Origin of the sequence: Jeotgalibaca ciconiae, from assembly GCF_003955755.1 — a bacterium.
GTDB classification, from domain to species: domain Bacteria; phylum Bacillota; class Bacilli; order Lactobacillales; family Aerococcaceae; genus Jeotgalibaca; species Jeotgalibaca ciconiae.
Genome location: NZ_CP034465.1, coordinates 1,327,314 through 1,350,680, shown reverse-complemented (window position 1 = coordinate 1,350,680; position 23,367 = coordinate 1,327,314). Strand labels below are relative to the sequence as shown.

The 23,367-nt window shown below is 37.4% G+C and carries 29 protein-coding genes and 1 pseudogene; 6 read left to right on the top strand and 24 right to left on the bottom strand.

Going from position 1 to position 23,367, the window contains the following annotated elements; all coding sequences use genetic code 11:
* Positions 1–2: 2 nt before the first annotated feature.
* Complete coding sequence (locus tag EJN90_RS06405) at positions 3–473, bottom strand: RNA polymerase sigma factor (protein ID WP_126109577.1); 471 nt, start codon at positions 471–473, stop codon at positions 3–5.
* Positions 474–896: 423 nt separating this feature from the next.
* On the opposite strand from EJN90_RS06405, the gene mazE reads away from it, so the two are divergent.
* Together mazE and EJN90_RS06395 are read left to right on the top strand one after the other, a co-directional pair.
* The gene (mazE, locus tag EJN90_RS06400) at positions 897–1,091 is read left to right on the top strand and encodes a type II toxin-antitoxin system PemI/MazE family antitoxin (protein ID WP_126109575.1); all 195 of its coding nucleotides are present in this window, start codon (positions 897–899) and stop codon (positions 1,089–1,091) included.
* Between the two features lie 35 nt (positions 1,092–1,126).
* Positions 1,127–1,469, top strand: a pseudogene (locus tag EJN90_RS06395) (type II toxin-antitoxin system PemK/MazF family toxin).
* A 97-nt stretch (positions 1,470–1,566) separates the two neighbouring features.
* On the opposite strand, the gene EJN90_RS06390 reads toward EJN90_RS06395, so the two are convergent.
* Positions 1,567–1,956, bottom strand: coding sequence for a hypothetical protein (locus EJN90_RS06390; RefSeq protein ID WP_126109573.1), 390 nt, complete (start codon positions 1,954–1,956; stop codon positions 1,567–1,569).
* A gap of 274 nt (positions 1,957–2,230) precedes the next feature.
* Here EJN90_RS06390 and EJN90_RS06385 point away from each other — a divergent pair, with 274 nt between their 5' ends.
* Positions 2,231–2,716, top strand: a complete 486-nt coding sequence (locus tag EJN90_RS06385; RefSeq protein ID WP_126109571.1) for a DUF5626 family protein — start codon at positions 2,231–2,233, stop codon at positions 2,714–2,716.
* On the opposite strand, the gene EJN90_RS06380 is transcribed toward EJN90_RS06385, so the two are convergent.
* Positions 2,713–3,300, bottom strand: a complete 588-nt coding sequence (locus EJN90_RS06380; protein WP_164544024.1) for a helix-turn-helix domain-containing protein — start codon at positions 3,298–3,300, stop codon at positions 2,713–2,715. The genes EJN90_RS06385 and EJN90_RS06380 overlap by 4 nt on opposite strands.
* 606 nt (positions 3,301–3,906) lie before the next feature.
* On the opposite strand from EJN90_RS06380, the gene EJN90_RS06375 reads away from it, so the two are divergent.
* The 3 genes from EJN90_RS06375 (at position 3,907) to EJN90_RS06370 (ending at position 5,296) form a co-directional block, all read left to right on the top strand.
* On the top strand, positions 3,907–4,266 hold the full coding sequence (locus EJN90_RS06375; RefSeq protein ID WP_126109567.1) for a hypothetical protein: 360 nt from the start codon (positions 3,907–3,909) through the stop codon (positions 4,264–4,266).
* Between the two features lie 314 nt (positions 4,267–4,580).
* Entirely contained in the window at positions 4,581–4,727 is a 147-nt protein-coding gene (locus EJN90_RS13870; RefSeq protein ID WP_164544023.1) for a hypothetical protein, read from the top strand.
* A gap of 116 nt (positions 4,728–4,843) precedes the next feature.
* Positions 4,844–5,296 (top strand): lipoprotein, encoded by a 453-nt coding sequence (locus tag EJN90_RS06370; protein ID WP_126109565.1) that lies wholly within the window; start codon positions 4,844–4,846, stop codon positions 5,294–5,296.
* Between the two features lie 57 nt (positions 5,297–5,353).
* Here EJN90_RS06370 and treC read toward each other — a convergent pair whose 3' ends face one another.
* From treC to EJN90_RS06265, 21 genes are all read right to left on the bottom strand, one after another.
* The gene (gene treC / locus EJN90_RS06365) at positions 5,354–7,006 is read right to left on the bottom strand and encodes an alpha,alpha-phosphotrehalase (RefSeq protein WP_126109564.1); all 1,653 of its coding nucleotides are present in this window, start codon (positions 7,004–7,006) and stop codon (positions 5,354–5,356) included.
* A 75-nt stretch (positions 7,007–7,081) separates the two neighbouring features.
* A complete protein-coding gene (gene treP, locus EJN90_RS06360) occupies positions 7,082–8,599 on the bottom strand; it encodes a PTS system trehalose-specific EIIBC component (RefSeq protein ID WP_126109562.1) in 1,518 nt (505 codons plus the stop codon).
* A gap of 304 nt (positions 8,600–8,903) precedes the next feature.
* Complete coding sequence (locus EJN90_RS06355; protein ID WP_126109560.1) at positions 8,904–9,803, bottom strand: nuclease-related domain-containing protein; 900 nt, start codon at positions 9,801–9,803, stop codon at positions 8,904–8,906.
* Positions 9,804–10,074: 271 nt separating this feature from the next.
* On the bottom strand, positions 10,075–11,403 hold the full coding sequence (locus tag EJN90_RS06350) for a carboxylate--amine ligase (RefSeq protein WP_126109558.1): 1,329 nt from the start codon (positions 11,401–11,403) through the stop codon (positions 10,075–10,077).
* A gap of 32 nt (positions 11,404–11,435) precedes the next feature.
* Positions 11,436–12,161, bottom strand: coding sequence for a cell division ATP-binding protein FtsE (locus EJN90_RS06345; protein WP_227872597.1), 726 nt, complete (start codon positions 12,159–12,161; stop codon positions 11,436–11,438).
* A gap of 15 nt (positions 12,162–12,176) precedes the next feature.
* Positions 12,177–12,839, bottom strand: coding sequence for a flagellar hook-basal body protein (locus EJN90_RS06340; RefSeq protein ID WP_126109556.1), 663 nt, complete (start codon positions 12,837–12,839; stop codon positions 12,177–12,179).
* A 19-nt stretch (positions 12,840–12,858) separates the two neighbouring features.
* Entirely contained in the window at positions 12,859–13,284 is a 426-nt protein-coding gene (locus EJN90_RS06335; RefSeq protein ID WP_126109554.1) for a flagellar basal body rod C-terminal domain-containing protein, read from the bottom strand.
* Positions 13,277–13,999 carry a sigma-70 family RNA polymerase sigma factor gene (locus EJN90_RS06330; protein WP_126109552.1) on the bottom strand — a complete coding sequence of 241 codons (723 nt, stop codon included), beginning with the start codon at positions 13,997–13,999 and terminating at the stop codon, positions 13,277–13,279. The genes EJN90_RS06335 and EJN90_RS06330 overlap by 8 nt, the downstream gene beginning before the upstream one ends.
* Positions 14,000–14,021: 22 nt before the next feature.
* A complete protein-coding gene (gene flhA / locus EJN90_RS06325) occupies positions 14,022–16,103 on the bottom strand; it encodes a flagellar biosynthesis protein FlhA (RefSeq protein WP_174919295.1) in 2,082 nt (693 codons plus the stop codon).
* A 36-nt stretch (positions 16,104–16,139) separates the two neighbouring features.
* Positions 16,140–17,207, bottom strand: a complete 1,068-nt coding sequence (flhB, locus tag EJN90_RS06320; RefSeq protein WP_126109549.1) for a flagellar biosynthesis protein FlhB — start codon at positions 17,205–17,207, stop codon at positions 16,140–16,142.
* Between the two features lie 17 nt (positions 17,208–17,224).
* Complete coding sequence (locus tag EJN90_RS06315; protein WP_164544022.1) at positions 17,225–17,983, bottom strand: flagellar biosynthetic protein FliR; 759 nt, start codon at positions 17,981–17,983, stop codon at positions 17,225–17,227.
* A gap of 11 nt (positions 17,984–17,994) precedes the next feature.
* Positions 17,995–18,258 (bottom strand): flagellar biosynthesis protein FliQ, encoded by a 264-nt coding sequence (gene fliQ / locus EJN90_RS06310; protein WP_126109547.1) that lies wholly within the window; start codon positions 18,256–18,258, stop codon positions 17,995–17,997.
* A 28-nt stretch (positions 18,259–18,286) separates the two neighbouring features.
* A complete protein-coding gene (gene fliP, locus EJN90_RS06305) occupies positions 18,287–19,009 on the bottom strand; it encodes a flagellar type III secretion system pore protein FliP (RefSeq protein ID WP_126112332.1) in 723 nt (240 codons plus the stop codon).
* Positions 19,010–19,017: 8 nt separating this feature from the next.
* On the bottom strand, positions 19,018–19,326 hold the full coding sequence (locus EJN90_RS06300; RefSeq protein WP_126109545.1) for a flagellar biosynthetic protein FliO: 309 nt from the start codon (positions 19,324–19,326) through the stop codon (positions 19,018–19,020).
* A gap of 20 nt (positions 19,327–19,346) precedes the next feature.
* The gene (locus EJN90_RS06295) at positions 19,347–19,814 is read right to left on the bottom strand and encodes a flagellar basal body-associated FliL family protein (RefSeq protein WP_126109543.1); all 468 of its coding nucleotides are present in this window, start codon (positions 19,812–19,814) and stop codon (positions 19,347–19,349) included.
* 5 nt (positions 19,815–19,819) lie between these two features.
* Positions 19,820–20,545, bottom strand: a complete 726-nt coding sequence (locus EJN90_RS06290; RefSeq protein ID WP_126109541.1) for a flagellar motor protein MotB — start codon at positions 20,543–20,545, stop codon at positions 19,820–19,822.
* Positions 20,538–21,353: a motility protein A gene (locus tag EJN90_RS06285; RefSeq protein ID WP_126109539.1), complete on the bottom strand. Its 816-nt coding sequence runs from the start codon at positions 21,351–21,353 to the stop codon at positions 20,538–20,540. Before EJN90_RS06285 ends, EJN90_RS06290 begins: the two co-directional genes overlap by 8 nt.
* The gene (locus EJN90_RS06280; protein WP_126109537.1) at positions 21,350–21,565 is read right to left on the bottom strand and encodes a flagellar FlbD family protein; all 216 of its coding nucleotides are present in this window, start codon (positions 21,563–21,565) and stop codon (positions 21,350–21,352) included. Before EJN90_RS06280 ends, EJN90_RS06285 begins: the two co-directional genes overlap by 4 nt.
* 35 nt (positions 21,566–21,600) lie before the next feature.
* The gene (locus EJN90_RS06275; protein WP_126109535.1) at positions 21,601–22,479 is read right to left on the bottom strand and encodes a flagellar hook-basal body complex protein; all 879 of its coding nucleotides are present in this window, start codon (positions 22,477–22,479) and stop codon (positions 21,601–21,603) included.
* Positions 22,480–22,523: 44 nt separating this feature from the next.
* Positions 22,524–22,931 (bottom strand): TIGR02530 family flagellar biosynthesis protein, encoded by a 408-nt coding sequence (locus EJN90_RS06270; RefSeq protein ID WP_227872596.1) that lies wholly within the window; start codon positions 22,929–22,931, stop codon positions 22,524–22,526.
* On the bottom strand, positions 22,928–23,356 hold the full coding sequence (locus EJN90_RS06265; protein WP_126109533.1) for a flagellar hook capping FlgD N-terminal domain-containing protein: 429 nt from the start codon (positions 23,354–23,356) through the stop codon (positions 22,928–22,930). The genes EJN90_RS06270 and EJN90_RS06265 overlap by 4 nt, the downstream gene beginning before the upstream one ends.
* Positions 23,357–23,367 lie beyond the last annotated feature (11 nt).

Sequence of the window (23,367 nt, the reverse complement as noted above, 5' to 3'; positions counted from 1 at the left end):
CGTTATTCCTCCTCGTTTTTCAAAACTCCTCTGAGATATTTGTAGGCTCTCTTTTTCGTTTGAGAAATAGAAGCAGGTGATAATGATAAATCTTCAGCTACTTCTTCTTGAGACTTTCCTTCCACAAACATCTTCCATACGATTTCCTGTTGACGGTCGGTCATATTATATAGAGCGCTGATTAAATGCTCGTCTTCCAATAAGAATTCCCAATCAGCAGTAAATGTTTGATAATCCACCTCTTGCTCTTTAAGAGATCCTCCCATTTCATCAAGAAAGGTAACTTCTGTTTTATGGATTTTTTTTGAATCTTCTAAAAGATCCTTCCGCTTATATTCTACTTTTAGCCGAAGTAAACCTAGCAATCGCATAGCTTTCTGCCAATCATGTTCCGTCAATTCCCTCCTTCTGTTGACAGACTTTTCTGTAAGCATAGATTTATCGTCAGGGTTGTTTGTATGATTCGTGTGCACCCTCCTCACACTCCTTTCTGCTCGATTCTCTTTTTGCTTACACTAATAAAACGGGAAAAATGTCCAAAAAATTAACCTCTATTGCGAAAAAAGCGAACTTATGTTCTTTCCGGTTGTAAAAAAAAGGCCGTAAACGGCTTCCTCATCGTATTTTACTCTCAAATTTTTTTGAGAAAAATACTTTTCCATTTCATTAACTTCTCTTAGTAAGAAAAGAGAACCTTTACATATTTAATTATACGAACGCACGTTCAATAGGTCGACTTTTCTTTCGATTTGTTATCAGTTTTTATTCATGATTTATGTAGATGCCCTCGCATTCTTTTCTCATAAAGTCTCTTGATACTTACAATATTAAAAAAGCACAAGTCTTTTTACAACACCGAGTGTTGCGTGTAGAATATGGTGTAAAAGAGTAAGCTTATGATTACCTCAAAAACAAGAATGCAAGGAAGTTCCGTTGTTATCACATTACCTCCTAGTAATGGAGAAAAACCTACTCCCAATACAGAATACATTGTAGAATATTCAAATGATGGCACTATTATATTAGTTCCAAAAATGGACGATACTTTTAACGTGGAAGAAATAGGGGTTTTTTACGAAACAGATGAATAGAATAATCTATCTCCTGAAGGGAGAGAATTGCTATAATGGCCGATAAACAAAGCTACATTCCTAGAAAAGGAGATATTGTATCGATTTATTTTGACCCTTCTTTAGGAAAAGAAATCCAAAAAAAGAAGACCAAGACTAGTAGTTTCCCGGTATGAGTTCAATCGCTCAACATTGTTCGCAATAGTTTGTTCGATTACTTCTACAAATAAAAATTTTCCGACGAGATATACTTTATCAGAGGACTTAGAAACTTCTGGGCAAGTGATTATTTCCCAGTTAAAATCTCTTGATTTTCAAGCTAGGGATTTAGAATTTGTAGAAAGAGTTCCTAAACAAGACATGGTAAAAATAAATCAAGTCATTGAGTATATTTTCTAAATAATAATTTTTAAAAAAGGTCCTATCGTTATGCCCCTGTATAATAATTGCAGTTGGGAGGAGGCCAGGGACATAACGATAAGACCTTTTCTAACTTTTAATCTTCTACTTTTATAAATACTTTTCCTTCTTCGTTCTCTAATTCATCTTCAGAGATTTTTGTGAACTCAATTTTAAGATTGTGATCGCCTGTAATGACTATTTCATCTTCGGTTTCAACCACTTTAATATTTGGGTATTCTGCAGAAATCGTATTTTGACTTTGATTGTTCGGAATGTTATTTGGATTCTCATGACCAACCGCACAGATTCTTAATGTGTCTTCCGAAAAGATATATTCTCGATTCGCTTCACCGGAAGGAGCGTTTTGTAAATAGGTTGAATTTGCCAAACTGGATTCAGAAAGATTAACGGCTTCTATTTTGCTGCAACTGAAACTCATTAATAAAACCAGACTAGCTAAAATGATTTGCAAAACCCTTTTCAAAAAATCCTCCCCTTCCCAAAAATAACTTTCATGAGAAAACACTTACTTACCATGATTTTCTCAATCATTTGAACGCTTGTAAAGCACCTGTTGGTTTGCATTAGGGGGCACTTATTAAGTGCGGTCTTCTAATTAACAAAATAGAAGGAATTCCTTAATAAAATAGTTGCAATTTTATACAAGTTATGAATTTCACAAAAATAAGGAGAAAAATACTATAATTTAATATATACTAATACTAACAAGATTTTTTTATAGAATGGGAGTTTTTATTATGGAAAAAAAGAAAACTATCTTTTTAATCTTTAGCCTTACTATTTTATTATGGTTTATCCCTGTTAATTTTGCATCTGCTTCAGAAACAAATAACAATGCTGCTTATTATGATTTAGAAGTTGGTGGAACCCAAAGCTTCACCTTGATTGATGAAAATCATGAAGAAGTCATCATTACAGTTGAAGAGATTCTGCCCACATCTAACGTTTCATTATTTGCGGTCTCCAATGGTAGTTACCGAATATCAGGAACAAAATCTGGAATCTGGGAAGCCAATTACTATATAACTGTCTCGAATAATAACATTACCAGAGCTTACTCTCCTAGCGCAACCGTTCTTTCTGGTAGTTTTACAAGTACGAGTCTAAAAGTTGATAATACTAAGCAAGCGACGTATTATTTAGATTGGAAACTAGGAATGTTTACGTCAAAACATTATTTACGATCGAATATTTCTAGTGGCTCTTTAATAATCAGCTACTAAGGGCCCATATATTCTACACTTGTAGTACCCCCAAAATGGAAAATAGCAGACAAGTGCCCATACAAACTAAATAAACTAATAAAGATACTAATAATTGAAACAACAATAATGATTATTTTAAATAACCTTGTTGTTGTTTTGCTTTTTACTATCGTTATCGGAGCAACGATAAGACCTAATGGTGACAAAAACCAAAAGATGACATTAATTAAAGCGAGAATGATACCTAACATGACCTCTTCTTTCATACTTCTTTTTTCTATTTTTAATGCTTTCTGGACTGAAGTTTCTAATCCCATGAAATTTTCAGCATGTTCTTCAGATCCGTTCTGCAGAAGTTCAATATTTCTTTCATAAACCGCTTCTTGTTGGCTTTCTTCTATTGATTCCTTACCATATAGAATATAATCTGAGGTCACATCAAATAACTGACATAACAATACCAAGTTAGCATGATCTGGCGTATTTGCTCCAGTTTCCCATTTTGATACTGATTGTCTTGATATATTCAATTGGTCAGCAACATATGCCTGAGAAAATTCTTTCTTTTTTCTCGCTTCCTTCAATCTATCTTTAATTTCCACTACATTACTCCTCCACAAAGCCAAAAATAAAGATTCTATTTTTATACATTGAATACATATCATATCTATTTTCCGTTTATAAATAGTATAACATTTATCGTAATTTTTTTGGAAAAATAAAGCATCTTAAAAAATATATTGAGCAAATAAAATAGGAGCACTCAAAAGGTGACAGTTATTTTGATAAAAAAACAAAAAGCAACTGTTAAGTGCTTTAAAAGAGGCTTTAAATATGAGATGCTATTCAGTAAAAATAGTCCTTATATTAGGAAATGATACACATTAGTTAGAAGCTTACCAATTAAAATATCCAAATCTCTAAATAGCATCGCTCATTCATTAAATTCTCAATGCAAGGAAGAATGACTGAGCTCTCTTATATTACTATTTTACTTGTTAATAGGATCGAATATATATGATTCCCAGACATTTTCACAATTTTTATTCTCATAATGATTGTAATAAATATAATTATGAATCTACACGCTCTTATCAAAGAAAAAAAGCCACTGTTAAGTGCTAGTCAAATGACTATTTAATGAGATAATTTCATTTGTTCTTCTCTGTTAACGCTTAATAAGGATTTTGAAGGAAGGAATGTATAATATGAACAAACGAACTGCTTTTTCAATTATTTTTTTACCAGTTTTATTGATGGGGACAGATATTCTTTTTGCAGAGGCTATCAGCGAATACACACTACGGACAATGAATCCACTTCCGAATTACCTTTCAATTTTAGTACAAGTCATTCTTCAAGGACTGACGCTGCTCATTATGTATCGCAGTTTAGCGTATAAAAAAGAAAAAAATTATCGTATTATTCTATCAGTTATGATTATTGCATCCATTCTGATATTCTTTTTATCAACATCATTGTTTATACCTTTCCAACTCTATCTCATTTCCCCATTTTTGATTGCTTATTATGGCAGTTCGTTACTTTATAGTCTGTTTTCAAAATAACATTTTATTGGTTTCATAAAATGTATGTTTCAACTATTTTTTTTGTTTTTTAGTAAATCAACCTTCTGAGAAAGAAAGGAATGCTTACAATGATGAAAAAAGTTATTATTCTTTATTCCACTCCTTGCCCTCATATACGGTTGTGAAAAATCATCTCAGTATACAACCGCTGATGATATGGAAAGTCTAACCATTTCAGCAGGAGACTATCAATTGAACAGCGAGACAGATTCTTTTATCAAAATAAAGGTTGAGAACGCTTTGGAACAGGATCTTTTAAACGCTAATTTTTTTATTTCTATTCATGAGACGGTGTGGTTAATTCGCCGAACCCACTTTATCTTCTTCCTCAAGACAATCGAGCAACGATACCAACAGGAGAAGAGCTAGAAATTCTATTTGAAATTCCACAAGGATTTCTGGCGAAAAATGACATCAGCGATATAGAAAGTGGCGGATAACTCATTATTTTTGTACAATCCGATGGCTATATTGGCAGTATCGAGGAAGAGAATTACTACTCCTTTGGTAACAGTATTGAGTATCCACTAAATTAATTTGTGAGGAGATTGTGCATTTGAAGAAAGTGATTCTATTATTGACAACAATTTTATTTTTAACAGGTTGTTCTGGAGGAAAAACACTAGATGTTTTCTCTTTTGATGCTCGAACCAAAGATATTGCATTGGAAAATGTCGTGCTTATCTCGAATGGAGAATCGATTTATGTCCAGCCTACCTACCAACTATTTTGGATTAAACCGCTAGGCAGCAAAGAGCTAACGCCCATTAAATCTGCTGGTTTTGAACTTTATAACGAAGATAAAGAAATTTTCTATTCCCAAACAATAAGCGAAAGCCACTATGATTTTCTCGATACTAGGCAATATCCGCTGGAAGGCGATTTAGCCGGCACAGTGTTTGATTACAACGGAATCGAAGATGGAAAGAAAATATATGTGCGCTTTTCATACGAAAAAGATCAAATACCAGTCGAAGAGGAAATTGAAGTTGTTTTACAAAGGCAGTAGTGCAAGTATTAAAAAAATAGAGATTTCCTCCCTACTTATAGGAGAAAATCTCTATTTTTATTTAATCAAAAATGCCACTGTCTCATACGGTCGAAGCTTTATCTCAGCCGTTAATTTTGCATCCGAATAGTTACCAATAACCACTTTCGCATCTTCTGCCACCCATTCTTCTGGAATCTGTACAGTGTAATCTGTCCCATAAAAATGGTTTAATACAAGCAATTTCTTTCCGTCTTTTTCGCGGATATAGGCATAAACCTCTGGATCATCCAAAAGAATTCCTTGATACGACCCATCTGCAATAATCGGTAACTCTTTTCGTAGTTGAATGAGTTTTTGGTAGTAAGGGAATATTTTCCCGTTTGTTAATTCTTCTTCTACATTTAAATGGGAATAATTATCGGCTACTTTTAGCCACGGAGTCCCCGTTGTAAAACCAGCATTCAAGCTATTATCCCATTGCATCGGTGTACGGCTGTTGTCCCGAGATTTTTGTTTGATAATTTGAATAGCAGTCTCGTGCGTTTCGCCGGCTAGACGCAGGGCTTCATAAGCATTATGTGTTTCTACATCGACGTATTCGTTGATATCACTATAGTCTGGATTGGTCATCCCAATTTCTTCTCCTTGATAAATATAAGGAGTTCCCCGCAGCAAATGGATGGTTTGAGCGAGCATACTTGCAGTCTCGAAGGGATAGTTGTCCGGATCCCCAAAGCGGCTGTTCGAACGAGGTTGGTCATGGTTATTCCAAAACAATGCGTTCCAACCATTCCCATCCGACATTCCTACTTGCCATTCATCCAAAATTCGCTTCAATTCAATGAAATCAAACGGCACATCTGTCCATTTTTCCCCTTGATCATAATCAACCTTTAAATGATGGAAACTAAAAATCATCGACAGCTCGTTGCGGGCTGGGTCAGAATACAAGATGCCATTTTCAACCGTAGTCGAAGACATTTCACCAACTGTTACGATATCTTCGTATTGTCCAAAGCTCTCACGATTCAGTTCTTGTACGTAATCATGCACGATTGACGTATCTGTATAGAGACTCTTTTCATTGTCCCCTGCACTATCTACCAATTGTTCTGCTTTCCCGATTACATTTAATACATCAAAGCGGAAGCCGCGAATCCCTTTTTCCAGCCAGAAGCGAACGACTTGGTACAACTCTTCTCGTACTTCGAGGTTGCGCCAGTTTAGATCAGCTTGCGTCTTATCATATAAACATAAGTAGTACTTTCCAGTTTTGCCGAATGGAGCCCACGCATCTCCTCCGAATTTTGACTGCCAATTGGTCGGCAGACTGCCATCTTCTTTTGGCTCTCGGATAATATAATAATCTTCGAACTCTTTTTCGCCTGCAAGCGCTCTTTGGAACCACTGGTGGGTAATCGATGTATGGTTAAATACCATATCAAACATGAGCTCAATCTTTCTCTCTTTTGCTTTTTTGATTAACTCTTCTAACTCTTCCATCGTTCCAAATAATGGATCAATGGCTGTATAATCCGTCACGTCATAGCCGTTATCCTTTTGTGGCGATGGGAAAATAGGGTTCATCCAAATCATATCGATTCCTAATTTTTCTAAATACGGCAGCTTTTCAATAATCCCTCGAATATCTCCGATACCATTCCCATCAGAATCCTTGAATGATTTTGGATAGAGCTGGTAAATGACTTTTTCTTTAAAATGCTCCATAATATCCTCCTTCTAACAACGAGACAGGGCAAAAGTGAGCAAGCTCTTCTTCTGTCCTGTCAAATGAAATTTTATTTATTTTTGACCTGTTTCAATAACCGGTGCGTCTTCTACAACACCTTTTGGTACTAAAATTTGTCTTTTCTCAAAGAACATGGTGAGTACAAAAGGAACAACGATCGCAATCGCCATGCTTACAAAGAACATTGGCCAATGCTCAAATTGGATGGATAGGAACCCAGGGAGACCACCTACGCCGATAGAGGCTGCCGTTACCCCGGAAAGTACCGAAACAAAGCCTGCGATACCTGACCCAATCATAGCAGCGACAAATGGATAGATATACTTGATGTTAATACCAAACATCGCTGGTTCTGTTACCCCTAAGTAACAAGAAATCATCGCTGGAATCGAAACTTGTTCTTCCTTCTTATTTCCTCTATGCATGAAGATAATTGCCAGAACTGCAGATCCTTGAGCGATATTTGACAAAGCAATCATCGGCCATAGCTGTGTTCCACCAAAGTCCGATGTTAATTGTAAATCGATCGCATTGGACATATGATGCAGTCCTGTAATAACAAGTGGTGAGTACAGCGCCCCGAAGACTAAACCAAACAACCAACTGAAGCTTCCAGTAATTCCTGCGTAAACCACATTAGAAATCCACTGTCCGACTGTCCAACCAATCGGTCCTAAAATGGTATGGGCAATAATAACTGTTGGAAGTAAAGCAAATAAAGGAACAAAAATCATCGAAATTGCTTGTGGAATCCATTTCCGTAGCCAAATTTCAAGATAGGCTAAGGTAAAACCTGCCAACATAGCTGGAAGTACTTGTGCTTGATAGCCGATCATGTCAATTTGGAAGAAACCAAAATCCCAAAATGGAATTTCCCCAGCTGCTGCTGCGTCTGCTACACCATATGCATTTAATAATTGCGGAGATACTAACGTAATCCCTAATACAATACCAAGAATTTGAGTGGTACCCATTTTCTTCGTGACACTCCATGTAATACCAACTGGTAAGAAGTGGAAAATGGCTTCACCGATTAACCAAAGAAAACTATTAACCCCTGACCAGAATTGACTGACATTGACAATCGCATTATAGATTGGCTCACCAGCATTCGTAAAGGCTGGAGCACCATCCACCATCAGTTGACCAAGTGATTCGAATTGAATTCCTTCTAATATATTACGGAAACCGAGAATAAGACCCCCAACAACAATTGCCGGAATTAGTGGACTAAAAATTTCTGCCAATACTGACATAGCTCGCTGAATCCAGTTTTGATTCTGTTTCGCAGCTGATTTTGCTTCGTCTTTCGATACGCCTTCTTTTCCAGAAATCTTCGTGAATTCGTTATAAAACGTAGGAACTTCGTTACCAACAATTACTTGAAACTGACCAGCTTGTGTAAATGTTCCTTTAACGGAAGGGATATCTTCAATCTTCTTCACATCTGCCTTATCAGGATCATTCAACACAAAACGCATACGAGTGGCACAGTGACTAACCGCTGAAATATTATCGGATCCACCAATATGTTTCAGCAAGTCTTTGGCATCTTGCTTAAAGTCTGCCATATTCTTTTTCCTCCTTCTTCGAACTTGTCTATACAAGTTCCTTGATAACTTTATTCTACCTTGTTCATTTGGAAAATGCAACCGTTTACCATTGCATTTCAAACTTTTTTTAGTAGTTGAACACAGTGTCTTGTGACATCTTGGATTATTCACTTTATTCATTTAGTGAAGGGAGTCTGTGAGGTTCACTCGATGAGATTATTCCCCTTATTCATCTAGTAACAAGAGAATTTTCTGCCCACTAGATGAAATTACCGGTTAATCTCATTCAGTGAGCATGCCGACCGATATTCAATCGATGTTATTACTCATAACAAGCACTTTTCGTGTTGCCATTTTTCTTATATCTTGTTTTCAATGCTTTGTATACTCTTTGATGTGAATAAACTTGGTTGCACCAATCATAAATTTGGCTTGTTTTAATCATTTTATCTGGAAAGAGAAGTTTAAACTCTTCCGTACTACGATAAATTGCCTGAACAACTGCTTCCTTATTCCCACAATCTAGACAAATACGATTTTGCCGGCTATGTGTATGGTTAAAGGAAAAACACTCCGGGCAGTAAATTCCTTTTCTCAAATCAGAATAGTCATATTCCGGAATTTGTTTGGCCCGATAATCCGGATTGTTCAACGCTAGAAGGTCTCGAATGAAGTCCCTATGAGAATCCATCTCTTCATAGGGAAATGCCTGGTTAAGATGGGACTCAATTTGAGATAAAAACAAATAATTCTTATCAGAAGGCGCGTTATACATAAAAAAGTTTGGGTGAATAAATACAATATTCTCCTTCACGTCATACTGATAACCCAACTCACGAACGAGATTATATAACAAAGATTCTGCACGGTCCGATTGCCCGGTTGGATTTGCAACATGAGAATTGGCATGAGAACGCAGTTTGCCATTTTCGTAATAAAAATCCCCTTTGAAATTCTTCACTTCGTATAAATGTAACGTGTTATCTTTAATGATTAACGCATCAATTTGAAATTCATTTTTTCTATGTTCCAAATTCAAATCATTGAGAACGGGATAGCGTTTTGAAAACTTTATTGTATGAGAGTCTAGTTCGCATTCTCCCTCATGCCCACTTATTTGATTGTAGTAATATTTTTTCCCTTCTTTTGACAAATCCATCCGATAAAATAGTGACTCCATAACTCGAAGCGTCACCGGCCTTGTTCTGTTCTTTATAAACATTTTTTTCTCCTCTCCATTTCTCTTCTATATAAAGAAGTCCGTGAATGACATGATTTACGTTTTTTAAATTTAGTCAGACGTTATTTTTCTTTCACTAGATGAGATTACTCCTTAATTTCATCGAGTAGAATGTTTCTGCCACCTTCACTAGATGAGAATGGTCTCTAATTCCATCTAGTGAATGTTAAGGGATAGGTTCACTCGATGAAATCAATCTATAAATGTAGTTTTTGCATACAAAAAGGGATGAGACCATTTGCCTCACCCCTTTTTAGAGATTATGTTTATGAAAAAGAGAATCTGTATCTGTTTGCTTTACTAATCTTTGCGCTAAATTACTTTTGAATACATGTTTTTCTTGATTACTTAAAAACTTTCTTTCTAATGAAGGAAAGAGTAATAATTTTTTATAGTAATTAAGAGCAGAAGCCATTAAATAAGTCTTTCTTTTCAAATGGTGTTCGTAAGATGCATATAGCAAACGGACAACCTGTTTATTTTGATAAAATGTTTTTATTTTTTGTTTATCTTCTTTATTGGAAATCATATGTAGTAAGAGTTTCTTTGGCAGGACCGTATAAAGAACTTCTTTTTCATTATTGGTGCCTTCTATCGACTGGTTCAGTAGAAAATCATCCACATAATACTTGGCAACATTATTTCCTGCGCTCGTTACATAATAATTACTGGAACCTAAGCGGCCATTCAATTCAAAAAAGACATATTTCCCTCGATCAGAATCGTACTTCACATCAAATGTCGCAAAACCATAAAAGTCAGATGCTTCTACAATCTTTATAATTGATTCCATCAATGCTGGCTCTTTCCGTACAATACCTGCTAAACTATTTCCAATTGCGGAAGGGGTGGGATCATCAACTAAAACATTCGCGAAAGAAACCAACTTCAACTTCCGATCTTTTTTTGCAACATATGCAGTCACAATACCAAGTGACTGATCGTCTCCCTGAATATATTCTTGCACAATCAACTCTCCCTGGTAACCGTTCTGGTAAATCAAGGAAATATTTTCGCTTGCTTCCTGCATATCGTAACAAATATATACCTTCTGCTTTCCTTCAAATGAAAGAATTTGGAAATCCGGCGTTTGAGCCGGCTTAATGATTACTGGAAATGTCAACGAGAACGTTTGCTCTGCTTTTTTCACAATAGAGGTGCGTGGATAAGGCACTCCAATTTGATGACATAAATCATAAAATCTACTTTTATCCGTTACCTGTTCATAGGTTTCCTTTTCGACATAGGGTACAATCCATTGATTCGAAAACTGCTCGCGCTTATTGATTAATAGTTCTACATAACAATCATCACTGCCAAAAAGAAGCTTTTTCGAATTTGGAAAGTCAGCTTCAATCTGCTGAAAGGTACTCATCAACTGTTCGATATTCATGATGTTTGATTGTGAATAATAATCGATAATCATTGAATGAAGGATTGGTCCTGTTTGATAAGGGCTAACCACAATCGACTTGATGCCATATTCTTCATAAAATGCTTGGGCTAATCCATAGGCTCCGCGATTTCCGCCTAATATAACAGCTAAAAAGCCGGTTGATTCGATACTCTCCAATTTCTTCATTCCTTTCATCCCATCCAGGCAGCTAAACAATTTTAAACAATATAGTATGCTTTCTTTCGGAAATCATACTGGAGAGATCCTCTTTCTTTTTGTTCTTGATCCGAAATTAACTGGCCTTTGTCTAGTGTTAAAATCCGATACTGAAAATTCATGATTACTTTTTGATCATGTGTCGCGAGTATGACCGTTGTGCCGCTTTTGTTAATGCGATGAAGTAAGCGAAAAATCTCCATAGATGTTCTTGGATCCAGATTGCCGGTTGGCTCATCTGCGATGAGAACACGCGGATTATTGATAAAAGCTCGTGCAATCGCTGCGCGTTGTTGCTCACCACCTGAGAGTTCATGCGGATAATAATCGGCTTTGTGAGCAATTTCTACCATTGTCAGCGCTCGGCGAATTTTACTATCGATTTCATCAAGAGGAGTATCCGTACTTTCTAAAATAAATGCAATATTTTCATAGATGGTCTTGTTCGGAAGTAGTTTGTAGTTTTGATAAACAACACCGATTTCTCTACGAACTTTGTAAAAATCTTTTTTCTTTAACTTACTGAGATCATAGCCACAAACGATTGCTTTCCCTTTTGAAAGGGTTTCTTGACACGACAACAAATTGATAAGAGTTGATTTACCAGAGCCGCTCGATCCTAATAGATAAAGAAATTCTCCTTCTCTAATTGAAAGGGAAACATCTTTGACCCCAGCTACGCCATTTTGATAAATCTTCGTTGCATTCATACACTCAATGATGTTCATTTCATTACACTCTTTCTATTGCTTAAACTGATTAATCATACTCATCATCTCATCCGCACTTTGCGCTGCTTTTACATTCATAGCATAAGCACGTTGTACCACCATCATATCTGTAAAACGGGTAGCCAAATCCACATTGGAATTTTCCAAGTAACCTTGAAGCACCGTTGCGTTATTGTCTTGAACAGCTGTTGCACCATCGGCCAAGACAAATTTATTTTCGCCTACTGCTATTAATTGCTCTGGATTGATTAAATATACCGGTGTATCAGTCGGTACTGCGTTGGCTGCAATCGTTAGTGCTTCCCCATGGGCATTCACAACAATACCATTTGGATTCACAAGAAAGTTTCCATCGCGCGTGTAGTAGGCTTCTCCATCAGCTCCTGTAACTTGGAAAAAACCGCCTTCTACAATCGCTAACTGAAACTCGCCTTCGCTCGCTGTCAAACTTCCTTGCTGCATGTTCAATGCAGAAACTTCATTTCTTGAGCCGCTGCTGATCTCAATCGTCAGGTCTTCGGGGGTGGTTGTCGCATTTGTCAACAATGTTTCAAATTCCGATTGGCGGCCTTTGTAAGCTGTTGTGTTTACATTGGCTATATCGTATGAGATTGTATCCATCGCATTTTGAAATGCGTGCATCCCTGTTCGAGAAATTCCTAAAGCTGGATTCATTTATGTCCGGTCTCCTTTTCTAAACTTTCCCAATTTCATTGCTTGCTTTTCGCAAGGTCTCGTCACTTGCATGAAGCGCGCGCTGGTTTGCTTCAAATTCACGAGAAATTTTCATCATCTCAATCATTTCATCTGCTGCGTTCACATTAGACAGTTCAATGTATTGTGTCGGGTTCGTATCATCCTGTCTCAAAACCCCTGGTGTATTATCTTCATAAACTTCATCAATATAATTGCTAAAAGTAAAACCACCAATATTGGTTCGTTGATCTCGGTTCGCACCGCCTAGGTTATTAAACATCTCTCGTTCTTCTTGCGTACTTTGTACCGATTTTTGGGCACGATATCCCGGCGTATTTAAGTTTGAAAGATTCGAACTAACCATTTCCTGCTTCCTTTGTAAGTTAGCAAAGTTTTGTTGCAAGGTATTAAAACTTCTAATCACGGTATTCCCTCCCAATATAATCTCTTAGTTTAACGATCGCCTTTCCGTGAATTTGGGAAATGCGTGGTACTGAAACATCAAAGATATAAGCAATTTCTTTCAATGGCAGCTTATCATGATAATATAACTGGAGAATTTGTTGTTCTCTCTCAGTCAGCTGCTTAACCGCTTCAACCAAGTAAGCTTTTTGTTCTTGCAGCAATACTAAATCTTCTGCTTGTTCCGTATGCGGATCTTCAATAAACTCAACAAGCGTTGTGCCATTACCATCTTCATTAAATATCAACTGTTCTAAACTTACTGCTGAAAGCTGGTGAATAATATCATAAATATCATCCAACTGTTTTTCAGATAAATTCATACTCTGCATGATTTCCTTCTCAGAAGGGTCACGTTTTAAAGAATTTTGTAAATCTTCTTTGGCACGATAGAATTTCTTTACTTTGTCCATTCCATTTCGAGATACATGGGAAGTCTTTCGAACTTCGTCAATAATGGCGCCGCGAATTCGTAAATACGCATAGCTTTCAAATGGAACTTTTTGAAGATGATCGTATTTTTCAATGGCATCCATCAATCCGATTACACCAAAATTGATTAAATCTCCTCGTTCATATTCACGGCTTTTCACATTAATTCCATTCACAACTTTTTCTACCAATGGTAAATATTGAAGAATCTGATCTTCTCGGCTTTGTTCATATTCAGAATACATGGCTCACCTCCTATAGACTTCGCTACACGATTGACTCAACCATTCCTGCTGCTGTAATCGCAATTTCATTTGGCACTTCATTTAATGATAAGACTGCCAATTCAGGAAAATTATAATTAATTAAATTCTTCATTGCAGGACGAATTTTGGGCGAAACTAGGAGAATGTGGGGAATCCCCTGCGCCTCCAATTGAAAATGAATCGTTTTGATGGAATCAAATAATCTTGTAATGACATCTCCCTGTAAAACAGGGATGGAGCCGGCAGAAGATTTTTGAATATTTCGTCCCAATAATTCTTCTGTATCTGGATGTACCGTTACGACATGTAGGGTTTGCGTTTCATCCATATAGGGTTGAACAACGGTATACTTCAAGGCTTGGCGAACATATTCTGTTAATAGTTCCGTATCTTTCACAGTATTTCCATAGTCAGCAAGAGTTTCTAAAATGGTAACCATATCTGTAATAGGAATTTGCTCTTTCAGTAGATTCTGCAGGACTTTTTGAACTTCTCCTAAACGCAACACATCTGGAATCAATTCATCAATAACAACATTGTATTTATCCTTCAATCCTTCAAGTAACTGCTTCACTTCTTGTCGTCCCAAGAGAGAATAGCTGTTCAAGCGGATGGTTTCTTTCAAATGTGTAACAAGAACAGTGAGTGGATCTACAACTGTAAAGTCACTAATTTCTGCCATTTCTCGGTCAGAAGATTCAATCCATAATGCATCTAAACCAAAAGCCGGCTCTTTTGCTGGAATCCCTTTAAAGGAAACTTCTTGTCCATCGGGAATCAACATCAATTCTTTGTCCATATAAAGGGTACCTTTTGCTTGCGTATTCCCCTTTATCTTAATAGCATATTCGTTCATCTCTAATTGCAAATTATCGCGAATCCGAATCGGTCCTAATAACAGCCCTAGTTCTTGTGCGAATTGCTTACGAATAATCAATACTTGGCTCATAATATTTTCGTCTTTACTTTCATCGGCGATACCGATCAATCCGTAGCCAATCTCAATAGAGATGGCATCCACTTGATGCGGCACAATGACTTCTTTTGTATTTTTATCACGTTCGGTTCTTTTTTGAGCAAGTTGCTCTTGCTCAGATTGAATGTTTTTTTCTTTTTGTGCTTTTTCATTTTCATTCAATAGATAGCCACCTACGCCAGAAGCTATCCCAACCATTAAGAAGGTAAAAGTAGGAAAGCCAGGAGTGAAGCCAAATACAATCATGATGCCACAAAGGATAAACATTACTTTTGTAGTTGAAAATAATTCGGGAACTAAAGAACTACCAAAACTTTTAGATGTTCCAGAACGAGTTACCAAAATACCAGAGGCAATCGAGATCAGCAAAGCTGGAATCTGACTTACCAACCCATCTCCAATCGTTAACTTACCAAATTGATTTAATGCCTCTCCAATTCCCATACCATGTTGCAGGGAGAAAATTAATACACCACCAAGTAAGTTGATTAAGGTGATGATAATACTCGCCGTTGCATCGCCTTTAACGAATTTACTTGCCCCATCCATCGCTCCATAGAACTGCGTTTCGCGCTCTAAGTCACTGCGGCGTTTACGAGCATCTTCTTCAGTAATCAATCCGGAAGCCAAATCAGAGTCAATCGACATTTGTTTTCCAGGCATCGCATCCAAGGTAAAGCGGGCAGATACTTCCGATACCCGGCTCGAACCGCTCGTTACAACGATCATCTGCACGATAAAGATGATTAGAAAAATAACCGCTCCAACAATCATGTTATTACCGGCTACTAAGTTGGCGAAGGTATCGATTACTTGCCCGGCATTTCCTTCAGTCAAGATCAGTCGTGTGGAAGCCACACTTAATCCAAGGCGAAACATGGTAGTGATCAATAAAACAGTTGGAAAACTAGAAAATTCCAAGACGCTTTTCGTAAATAAGGTTAATAATAAAATTGTAATAGAAAGAGCCAAATTCAAGACCAGCATAAAATCCAATATACCTACTGGTAAAGGAAGAATAATCATCGCTAGAATCATTACGACAAAAATCGATACACTGATGTCCATCGTTGCCGTTCTTCTTTGTGCTTTTTTCAAAATATTCATGGCCATTTCTTTCTTCCTCCATTATTTCTATACTGATTAAATTTTCTTTTTCTGTAACTCTTCCATTTGATAGACAAGAGCTAAGATTTCCGCAATGGCTTGATACATGTCCGCGGGTACCGACTGGCCTGCATCGACTGTCTGATACAAAGCCCGTGCGATTGGTTTGTTCTCCATAATGGGAACATCATGGTCTTTCGCGCGTTCCCGGATAATAGCTGCCATGTGATCGGCTCCTTTTGCTACAACAATTGGAACATCATCTTTTGAACGATCATATCGAATGGCAATAGCTAGATGCGTTGGGTTTGTAATCACAACCGTTGCCGTATCAACATCCTTTACCATCCCACGCGTTAACTGACGATATTTTTGTTTCCGCTGCGACTTCACTTGCGGATCGCCTTCCATTTCCTTGTATTCATCTTTTATTTCCTGTTTACTCATTCTCATTTTCTTTTGGAAACTATACTTTTGATAGGCAAAGTCCGCTGCTCCTAATACAAACAAGAGTCCTGCCAAATTTGCGCTCACACTTTTAATGATTTCCAGCATAAGAAAGAATAGTTTTTCCGTTCCCACTCTCCCGGCATTCAGTGCATAATAGCCTGCTTCTTCCGCAGAAGAAAGAGCAACCCAGAGCAGCAAACCCAGCTTCGCTAAATTTTTTGCGAGATTGAATAAGGCTGTTGTACTGAACATATTTTTTAATCCGCTCACTGGGTTCAATCGACTAAGTTTTGGCTTCAATGCTTCTTTTGAAAAAAGAAGCCCAACTTGCATGACATTCGCGAGATAAGCACCAACAAAGCCAACCAATAGGAAGGGACCGACAAAAATAAAGAAATAAAGAATAGCTTGCAAGCCGATTTGATTCAAATCATTTTGAATCGTATCAACGGATTTGGGAATGGTCAGCATCCGGATTAAAAAAGGATAAGCATTTTCCAATGTATAAGTAACGAGTGTCACACCCACCAAAGCAAAAATCGCAAACGTTATGGAACTGGACAATTCTTGACTCTTCGCGAGTTCTCCTTTTTTTCGGGCATCGCGAAGCTTCTTTGGGGTGGCCTTTTCTGTTTTTCCGTCCTTTTCAGACATCTTCTACTTTCACCTTCTTATCCAATAGACAGCGAACGAATGAACTCGTTCGTATACTTAATCATCAGTGGCAGGAAAGCAGATAGATTTTCCAAAAGCACTGGCAGAAAAGCAAGCATAAAAATAACAATCACAAGTACTTTTAAGGGCATACTTAAAATCAAAACGTTAATTTGCGGCACCGTTCGAGAAAGTACTCCTAATAAAATCTCCGTTAAGAGCGCAACTATCATTAAAGGTGCTGCTAGATTAAAAGCAGCTGTAAATACCATCGAGAAAAGTGTTACAATTCCCTCGGTTTGAATGGCCGCTGTAGTCGTTGCAATCGGTACTTGCTGGAAAGAATAGACAATCGCTTGAATCATTAAATGATGCAGGTCTGCAATAAAAAAAATCGCTAGAGTTAACCAATAGTAAACTTTTCCTAGAAAAGACATGTTGATGCCCAATGAAGGATCCAGTAAAGCAGCCATTGTGAAACCGGCCTGCGCATCTGCAAGCGAGCCTGCCATTTCCGCAGCAGTGAAGAATAGTAAAGAGATATAACCGATTGTCAAACCAATTAACGCTTCTTTTGTTGCGAACCAAGCAAATACTGGAAAAGCATAGGATTCTGAAAAAACAGGAAGAACACTATAAACGGGAAAACTCAATCCAACAGAAAGACCAATCTTCATAAAAGCGGGCATTCCTTTGAGAGAAAATCCTGGCGAAATGAATATGAAAGAACTGACTCGCACCAATACTAATAAAAAAACCTGCAAACTTGGCGACACTTCCTCAACTCCTACAATCCAGAAATGATTTCAAAAATTCTTTCAGTAAAACTGACTATGGAATTTAACATGAAGTTCCCCAGCACAATCAGTGAGCCAATAACCGCTAAAACTTTTGGCACGAAACTCAGGGTCTGTTCTTGGATTTGTGTGGCAGCTTGGATAATACTAATAAACAGCCCTACAACTAAAGCCACTAGCAAAACTGGCCCTGCTACCGTAATAATTACGAGAAAAGCTTCTCTTACGATATCTAAACTACTTTCTAACGTCATTTTCTACCCCTCGATCCGTTCATCCGTTCTAGAAAAAGCCTAAAACTACTGACTCCACAACTAAATACCAACCATCAACTAATACAAATAACAACAATTTGAACGGTAAGGAAATCATTACCGGGGATAACATGAACATTCCCATCGACATTAAAATACTCGCTACAACCATATCAATAATCAGAAAAGGGATAAATAGCAAAAAACCAATGGTAAATGCCGTTCGGAGCTCACTGATCGCAAATGCAGGAATCGTTGCCGACAATGGAATGTCTGCTCGGGATTCAATCTCTAAATCAGCGTTAGATAATTCTAAAAATAATTGCAAATCTTTTGCTCTTGTTTGATCCAGCATGAAATCTTTAATTGGGACTTCTGCCCTCTCCAAAGCTACTTCAATGCTAATCTCATCATTCAAAAATGGCTGAAGTGCTTCGTCATTTACTTGAGAATAAATTGGTTGCATAATAAAAACCGTCAGAAACATTGCTAAACCAGTCAGTAACATATTCGGTGGATTCTGCTGCGTTCCTAGTGAGCTTCTCAAAAAGGATAAGACAATGATGATACGCGTAAAACTCGTCGTTAAAATTAAGAAAGCAGGAATAATGCTCAATAATCCAAGTAAAACATATAATTTCACTGCATCAGGCGTCGCTGCGCCGTCTGACAGAATATCTTCTAATCCAGTTGCCTTTACAGCAGGCATAGTAGAAAAAAGGATGAAAAGAGAGAGCAATATCGGCTTCATTGCTTTTTTCAATTGCTACTCCTCTTTTCTTTCAATTGATTCATAAGAAAACTAGAAGAGGTGCTTCTCTTCATCTCAGTTTCATCCAACTCTTTGAGAATTTCATTATGTTGTTCGGTGCAACTCATCAAATAATACTTTCCCATAATCTCAACGATACAAATAGAAGAAGTACGGCTGACAGCCATTCTTTCAACTATTTGCATGTTTGGGCTGCCTTTTGATGAGAGTCGATTCATTTTTTGCAATAAAAAATTTGCTGCAACAATAATAATCAACAGAGCCACGACACTCTTCAAAACATATTCCATTCCCATTTGAGTTTCAGCACCTTTCTTTATTGCATAACCATATTCGTCACATAAATATCTTCAATAATTGGACGACCGATTATTTCATTTACTTTTTCTTTTATTTCTGTCTTAACTGTTAAGCTGCCATTTTCTTCTGAAAAAATTGTATCAGCAGTCTTTTGACGTAAAATGGCAATCACTGCATCACGAACGACAGCTTCTTGGGCAAGCAGTTCCTCTTCATCTTCTGGTCTCAATACCATAAATGAAAATTCGATTCGTAAGTAACTTTTATCATTAGAAGAAACAGGTTTTAAATTTAATAAAAATTCTGACAAAGGAACGGTAATCTCTACTGTTTCTTCATCTGTTGCCGCAAAAAATTCTGCAGCTTTTTCAGAGTCAAACATCGAGCCGATTACTCCGCCTCCAATAGCGAGGATGGCAATTACGACACCCAATATAATAATTTTAGGAAGAGTAAGTCCCCCGTTATTCTTTTCATTTTTCAAGATTATTATTCCTCCCGTTCATACACAACGACGATATTCACTCGTCGATTTTTAGCGCGGTTTGCAGCTGAATCATTTGGCACAAGAGGCTTGTGTTCTCCATAACCAACGGCAGAAAGGCGATTCGGATCGACACTTTCATTTTCGCTCAAATAACGAACCACTGAAACAGCTCGACTAACCGATAGTTCCCAGTTCGTTGGATATTGCCCATATTGATTAGGAATATCATCAGTATATCCTTCAACGATAATTTTATTTTCAAAACGATTAATTAATTCCGCTACAGAAGTTAGTAATTCTCTTCCATCTGTTGATACAGCAGAACTTTCTACTCCAAACAAAATAGTACTATTCATATTTACGTAGATACCGTCTTGATCAGCCGTCAATGAAATTTTGTCTTCTAATCCATGTTCTTGCACAAAATAATAGACTTCATGGTACATGTCCAATAATTCAGGATCAAAGGAGGACGTATCAACCGCTTCATCAACTTGCTCATCCACGAGTTCCTCTGGTGGCATAATGATTCCATCTAAAATCCCATTTCCACCCGTAAATGCCCCAGACAAGGACGATGCCATTTTATTAAACTTATCATCGCTTACTGATGACATGGAGAACAAAAGAATAAAGAAGGTTAATAGTAGCGTTACTAAGTCAGAGAAAGTTGTCATCCAAAGCGGTGAGCCAGCGCTCTGAACTTCCTTTTTCTTTTTCTTACGCATAACCTTGTCCCTCACTTTGCAGCACTGCCTGTGAATCTGCTACACGTGTCCGTTTGGGTTTCCCATCTAAATAACTGGTTAATTTTTGTTCGATGATACGTGGATTTTGCCCACCTTGAATTCCTAATACCCCTTCAAGAATCATCTCAGAGATTAATACTTCTACCTCTGTTTTCGATTGTAGATTCGTTGCGATTGGAACAAACACCAAGTTCGCTAAGAAACTACCGTAAAAAGTAGTAATCAATGCAATTGCCATCCCCGATCCGATTGTACTTGGGTCGGTTAGAGCTCCCAACATGTTAATCAAACCAATCAAAGTTCCTATCATACCGAAAGCAGGAGCCAATTCACTCCATTTTAGAAATATCCCTTGTCCAATTCCATGGCGATCTTCCATATTAGAAATTTTCATTTCTAATATTTCTTCAATGGTCTCTGGATCCATTCCGTCTACCACCATCTTTAAGCCTTCTGATAAAAACTCATTCTCGATTTCAGCCAATTCGTTGTCCAAAGCTAAAAGACCTTGGCTCCTAGCGATTCGAGCCAGTTCAACAATTCGCTCTATTAGTTCTTCTCGGTCCACATCAGGCGATGCAACTAGTTTCTTTAAGACCCGGGGAACTTTCTTGATTTGCTCGATGGGATAACTAATTAAAAGCGCACAGAAAGAACCAAATACAGTGATGATAATAGAAGGAACGTCAACGAATGCTCCAACGCTGCCTCCGCCATCAATGATAGCCCAAAAAATCATTGCAAATCCTACTGCTAATGATATGACTGAAACGTAACTTCTTTTCATTCGCTATCCCTCCCTTCAATGTAATCCACAGCATTCATGATTCTTCGCTTATATGCGATAACTTTTTCTGTAATTTCTTCTCCTGTGTTAGCCACAGGAATTGTTTTACCATTTGTTAACGTGATAATCGTGTCAAAATTCTCATCAATCCGATAAATTAGTTCGCAATTCAAGAAAAAATCCTTCCCTGCGACAGTTTTCAAAATAATCACGGTATTCTTACCTCTAATCTATTAAAAATTTTTTATTAACGTTTTAATGCTAATAGCTCTTCTAACATTTGATCAGAAGTCGTGATACTACGTGAGTTTGCTTGGTAAGCACGGCTCGCTACAATCATTTCAGTAAATTCATTCGATAAATCCACATTTGACATTTCTAAGAAGCCACTACGGATTGTACCGTATTCAGATTGGTGGGCTGCACCTACTTGAGCTTCTCCTGAGTTATTAGAAGCTTGGTACATGTTGCCCCCGATTTTTTCAAGTCCGCTTGGATTACTGAAATTCGTTAGTGACACTTGTCCGATTACATAAGATTCACCATTGTAAACACCGTAGATTAAACCATTTCCATCAATCGAATAGCTATCTAAATCTTGTGCAACACCAGCAGCATCTGTCATTGTTTTTGGAATCGAAATTTTACTGATTCCTGTTGCCTCATCGTATTCAAGAGAAGTAATATCAAAATTTTCATCAAGTTTTGCAGGAGACATTACTCCCAGCACATGATAGCCGGATGCTGTTACAAGTTCATTATCTGGGTTAATATAAAAACCGCCATCTCTTGTGTAGTAAACTTCATCGTCTTCTCCATCTGCACTTACAGTAAAGAAGGAGTTATCGCCATTTTCAATCCCAAAGTCTAAGTCTCTACCAGTAGATTGTAAGTTTCCTCCACCCATAACGTTATCAATGGACCCAACTTGAACACCTAATCCAACTTGTTTTGCGTTAACATTTGTTTGGGCATTTGCGAGTGTCTGACTGATCATATCTTCAAAACGAACACGGCCTGACTTAAAACCAGTTGTATTTACGTTCGCAATATTATTTGAGATAACATCCATTTTTGTTTGAATATTCTTCATTCCACTAACACCAGAGTATAAAGATTTTAACATTTTATTATTTCCTCCACTTCATTCTGTTTCATTCTTATTGGTGTCTACATCAATCGGTCAGTAGACGAGGCTTCCTTGCGGTCCAGCCCTTGTGTTTTTACAAATTTTGTACTGTCAATATTCGTAATGGTATCAACCTCATCACGGTCTAGCGCAGTAATAATGGTGCGATTATGGATACTGGCGATTAAAGCCAAATCTTTGTAAAGCAATAAAGAATTTTTTGAGCCTTTTTCCTCTAATTCATCCACGGCTGAATTTAACTGTGTATAATCATTTTCTTCTAGATGAAGACCACGCTGTTCCAGACGCTTTTGTGCATGGTTGGATATTTTTAAATCATTTAACTTTTTTTCTGATAAGACAGATTGAAATTCTTTCTTATCCTGGACGATTGGTTTCTGTAATGGATTGGGTATTGGATACGACGGTTGGTTTATTCGTAAATTCACTGAGTATTCGCTCCAACTTCCATGACGCTGCTCATATAGTAATCTTTTCCATTAATTTGAAGAGTCGCATATCCGTTTAAAAATTTTGCTTTTTCCACAATTCCCGTAACCCGTTCGCCATCCTGTACCACTGTTGCCTCTTTCCCAATCATCGATAGTGCTTGTTGTTGTTGCGTCATCAGCATCGTTGTCGTTAATGATTCTGATAAATCTTGTAACTGCTCAATGGTGCTGAACTGAATCATTTGACTCATATAATCCATCGAACTATCTGATCCACCTTCACTACCGCCCATAGATGGCATTTGCAATGAAGCGGCCAATATTTTCAGGAAATCATCCATATTCATATCGGAGTTTGATTTCTTAGCAGCCGTTTGCACTTGATTAGTAGAGCCAATTGTAAAATTCTGTGAAATTTCCATGTTTGTTCCCT

What these genes read in the sequence shown, in the direction of transcription:
- mazE (WP_126109575.1), top strand. Translation starts at nt 897, where the DNA reads ATGATTACCTCAAAAACAAGAATGCAAGGAAGTTCCGTTGTTATCACA.
- EJN90_RS06385 (WP_126109571.1), top strand. Translation starts at nt 2,231, where the DNA reads ATGGAAAAAAAGAAAACTATCTTTTTAATCTTTAGCCTTACTATTTTA.
- EJN90_RS06375 (WP_126109567.1), top strand. Translation starts at nt 3,907, where the DNA reads ATGAACAAACGAACTGCTTTTTCAATTATTTTTTTACCAGTTTTATTG.
- treC (WP_126109564.1), bottom strand. Translation starts at nt 7,006, where the DNA reads ATGGAGCATTTTAAAGAAAAAGTCATTTACCAGCTCTATCCAAAATCA.
- treP (WP_126109562.1), bottom strand. Translation starts at nt 8,599, where the DNA reads ATGGCAGACTTTAAGCAAGATGCCAAAGACTTGCTGAAACATATTGGT.
- EJN90_RS06355 (WP_126109560.1), bottom strand. Translation starts at nt 9,803, where the DNA reads ATGTTTATAAAGAACAGAACAAGGCCGGTGACGCTTCGAGTTATGGAG.
- EJN90_RS06350 (WP_126109558.1), bottom strand. Translation starts at nt 11,403, where the DNA reads ATGAAGAAATTGGAGAGTATCGAATCAACCGGCTTTTTAGCTGTTATA.
- EJN90_RS06345 (WP_227872597.1), bottom strand. Translation starts at nt 12,161, where the DNA reads ATGAACATCATTGAGTGTATGAATGCAACGAAGATTTATCAAAATGGC.
- EJN90_RS06340 (WP_126109556.1), bottom strand. Translation starts at nt 12,839, where the DNA reads ATGAATCCAGCTTTAGGAATTTCTCGAACAGGGATGCACGCATTTCAA.
- EJN90_RS06330 (WP_126109552.1), bottom strand. Translation starts at nt 13,999, where the DNA reads ATGTATTCTGAATATGAACAAAGCCGAGAAGATCAGATTCTTCAATAT.
- flhA (WP_174919295.1), bottom strand. Translation starts at nt 16,103, where the DNA reads ATGAATATTTTGAAAAAAGCACAAAGAAGAACGGCAACGATGGACATC.
- flhB (WP_126109549.1), bottom strand. Translation starts at nt 17,207, where the DNA reads ATGTCTGAAAAGGACGGAAAAACAGAAAAGGCCACCCCAAAGAAGCTT.
- fliQ (WP_126109547.1), bottom strand. Translation starts at nt 18,258, where the DNA reads ATGACGTTAGAAAGTAGTTTAGATATCGTAAGAGAAGCTTTTCTCGTA.
- fliP (WP_126112332.1), bottom strand. Translation starts at nt 19,009, where the DNA reads ATGAAGCCGATATTGCTCTCTCTTTTCATCCTTTTTTCTACTATGCCT.
- EJN90_RS06300 (WP_126109545.1), bottom strand. Translation starts at nt 19,326, where the DNA reads ATGGGAATGGAATATGTTTTGAAGAGTGTCGTGGCTCTGTTGATTATT.
- EJN90_RS06290 (WP_126109541.1), bottom strand. Translation starts at nt 20,545, where the DNA reads ATGCGTAAGAAAAAGAAAAAGGAAGTTCAGAGCGCTGGCTCACCGCTT.
- EJN90_RS06285 (WP_126109539.1), bottom strand. Translation starts at nt 21,353, where the DNA reads ATGAAAAGAAGTTACGTTTCAGTCATATCATTAGCAGTAGGATTTGCA.
- EJN90_RS06275 (WP_126109535.1), bottom strand. Translation starts at nt 22,479, where the DNA reads ATGTTAAAATCTTTATACTCTGGTGTTAGTGGAATGAAGAATATTCAA.
- EJN90_RS06265 (WP_126109533.1), bottom strand. Translation starts at nt 23,356, where the DNA reads ATGGAAATTTCACAGAATTTTACAATTGGCTCTACTAATCAAGTGCAA.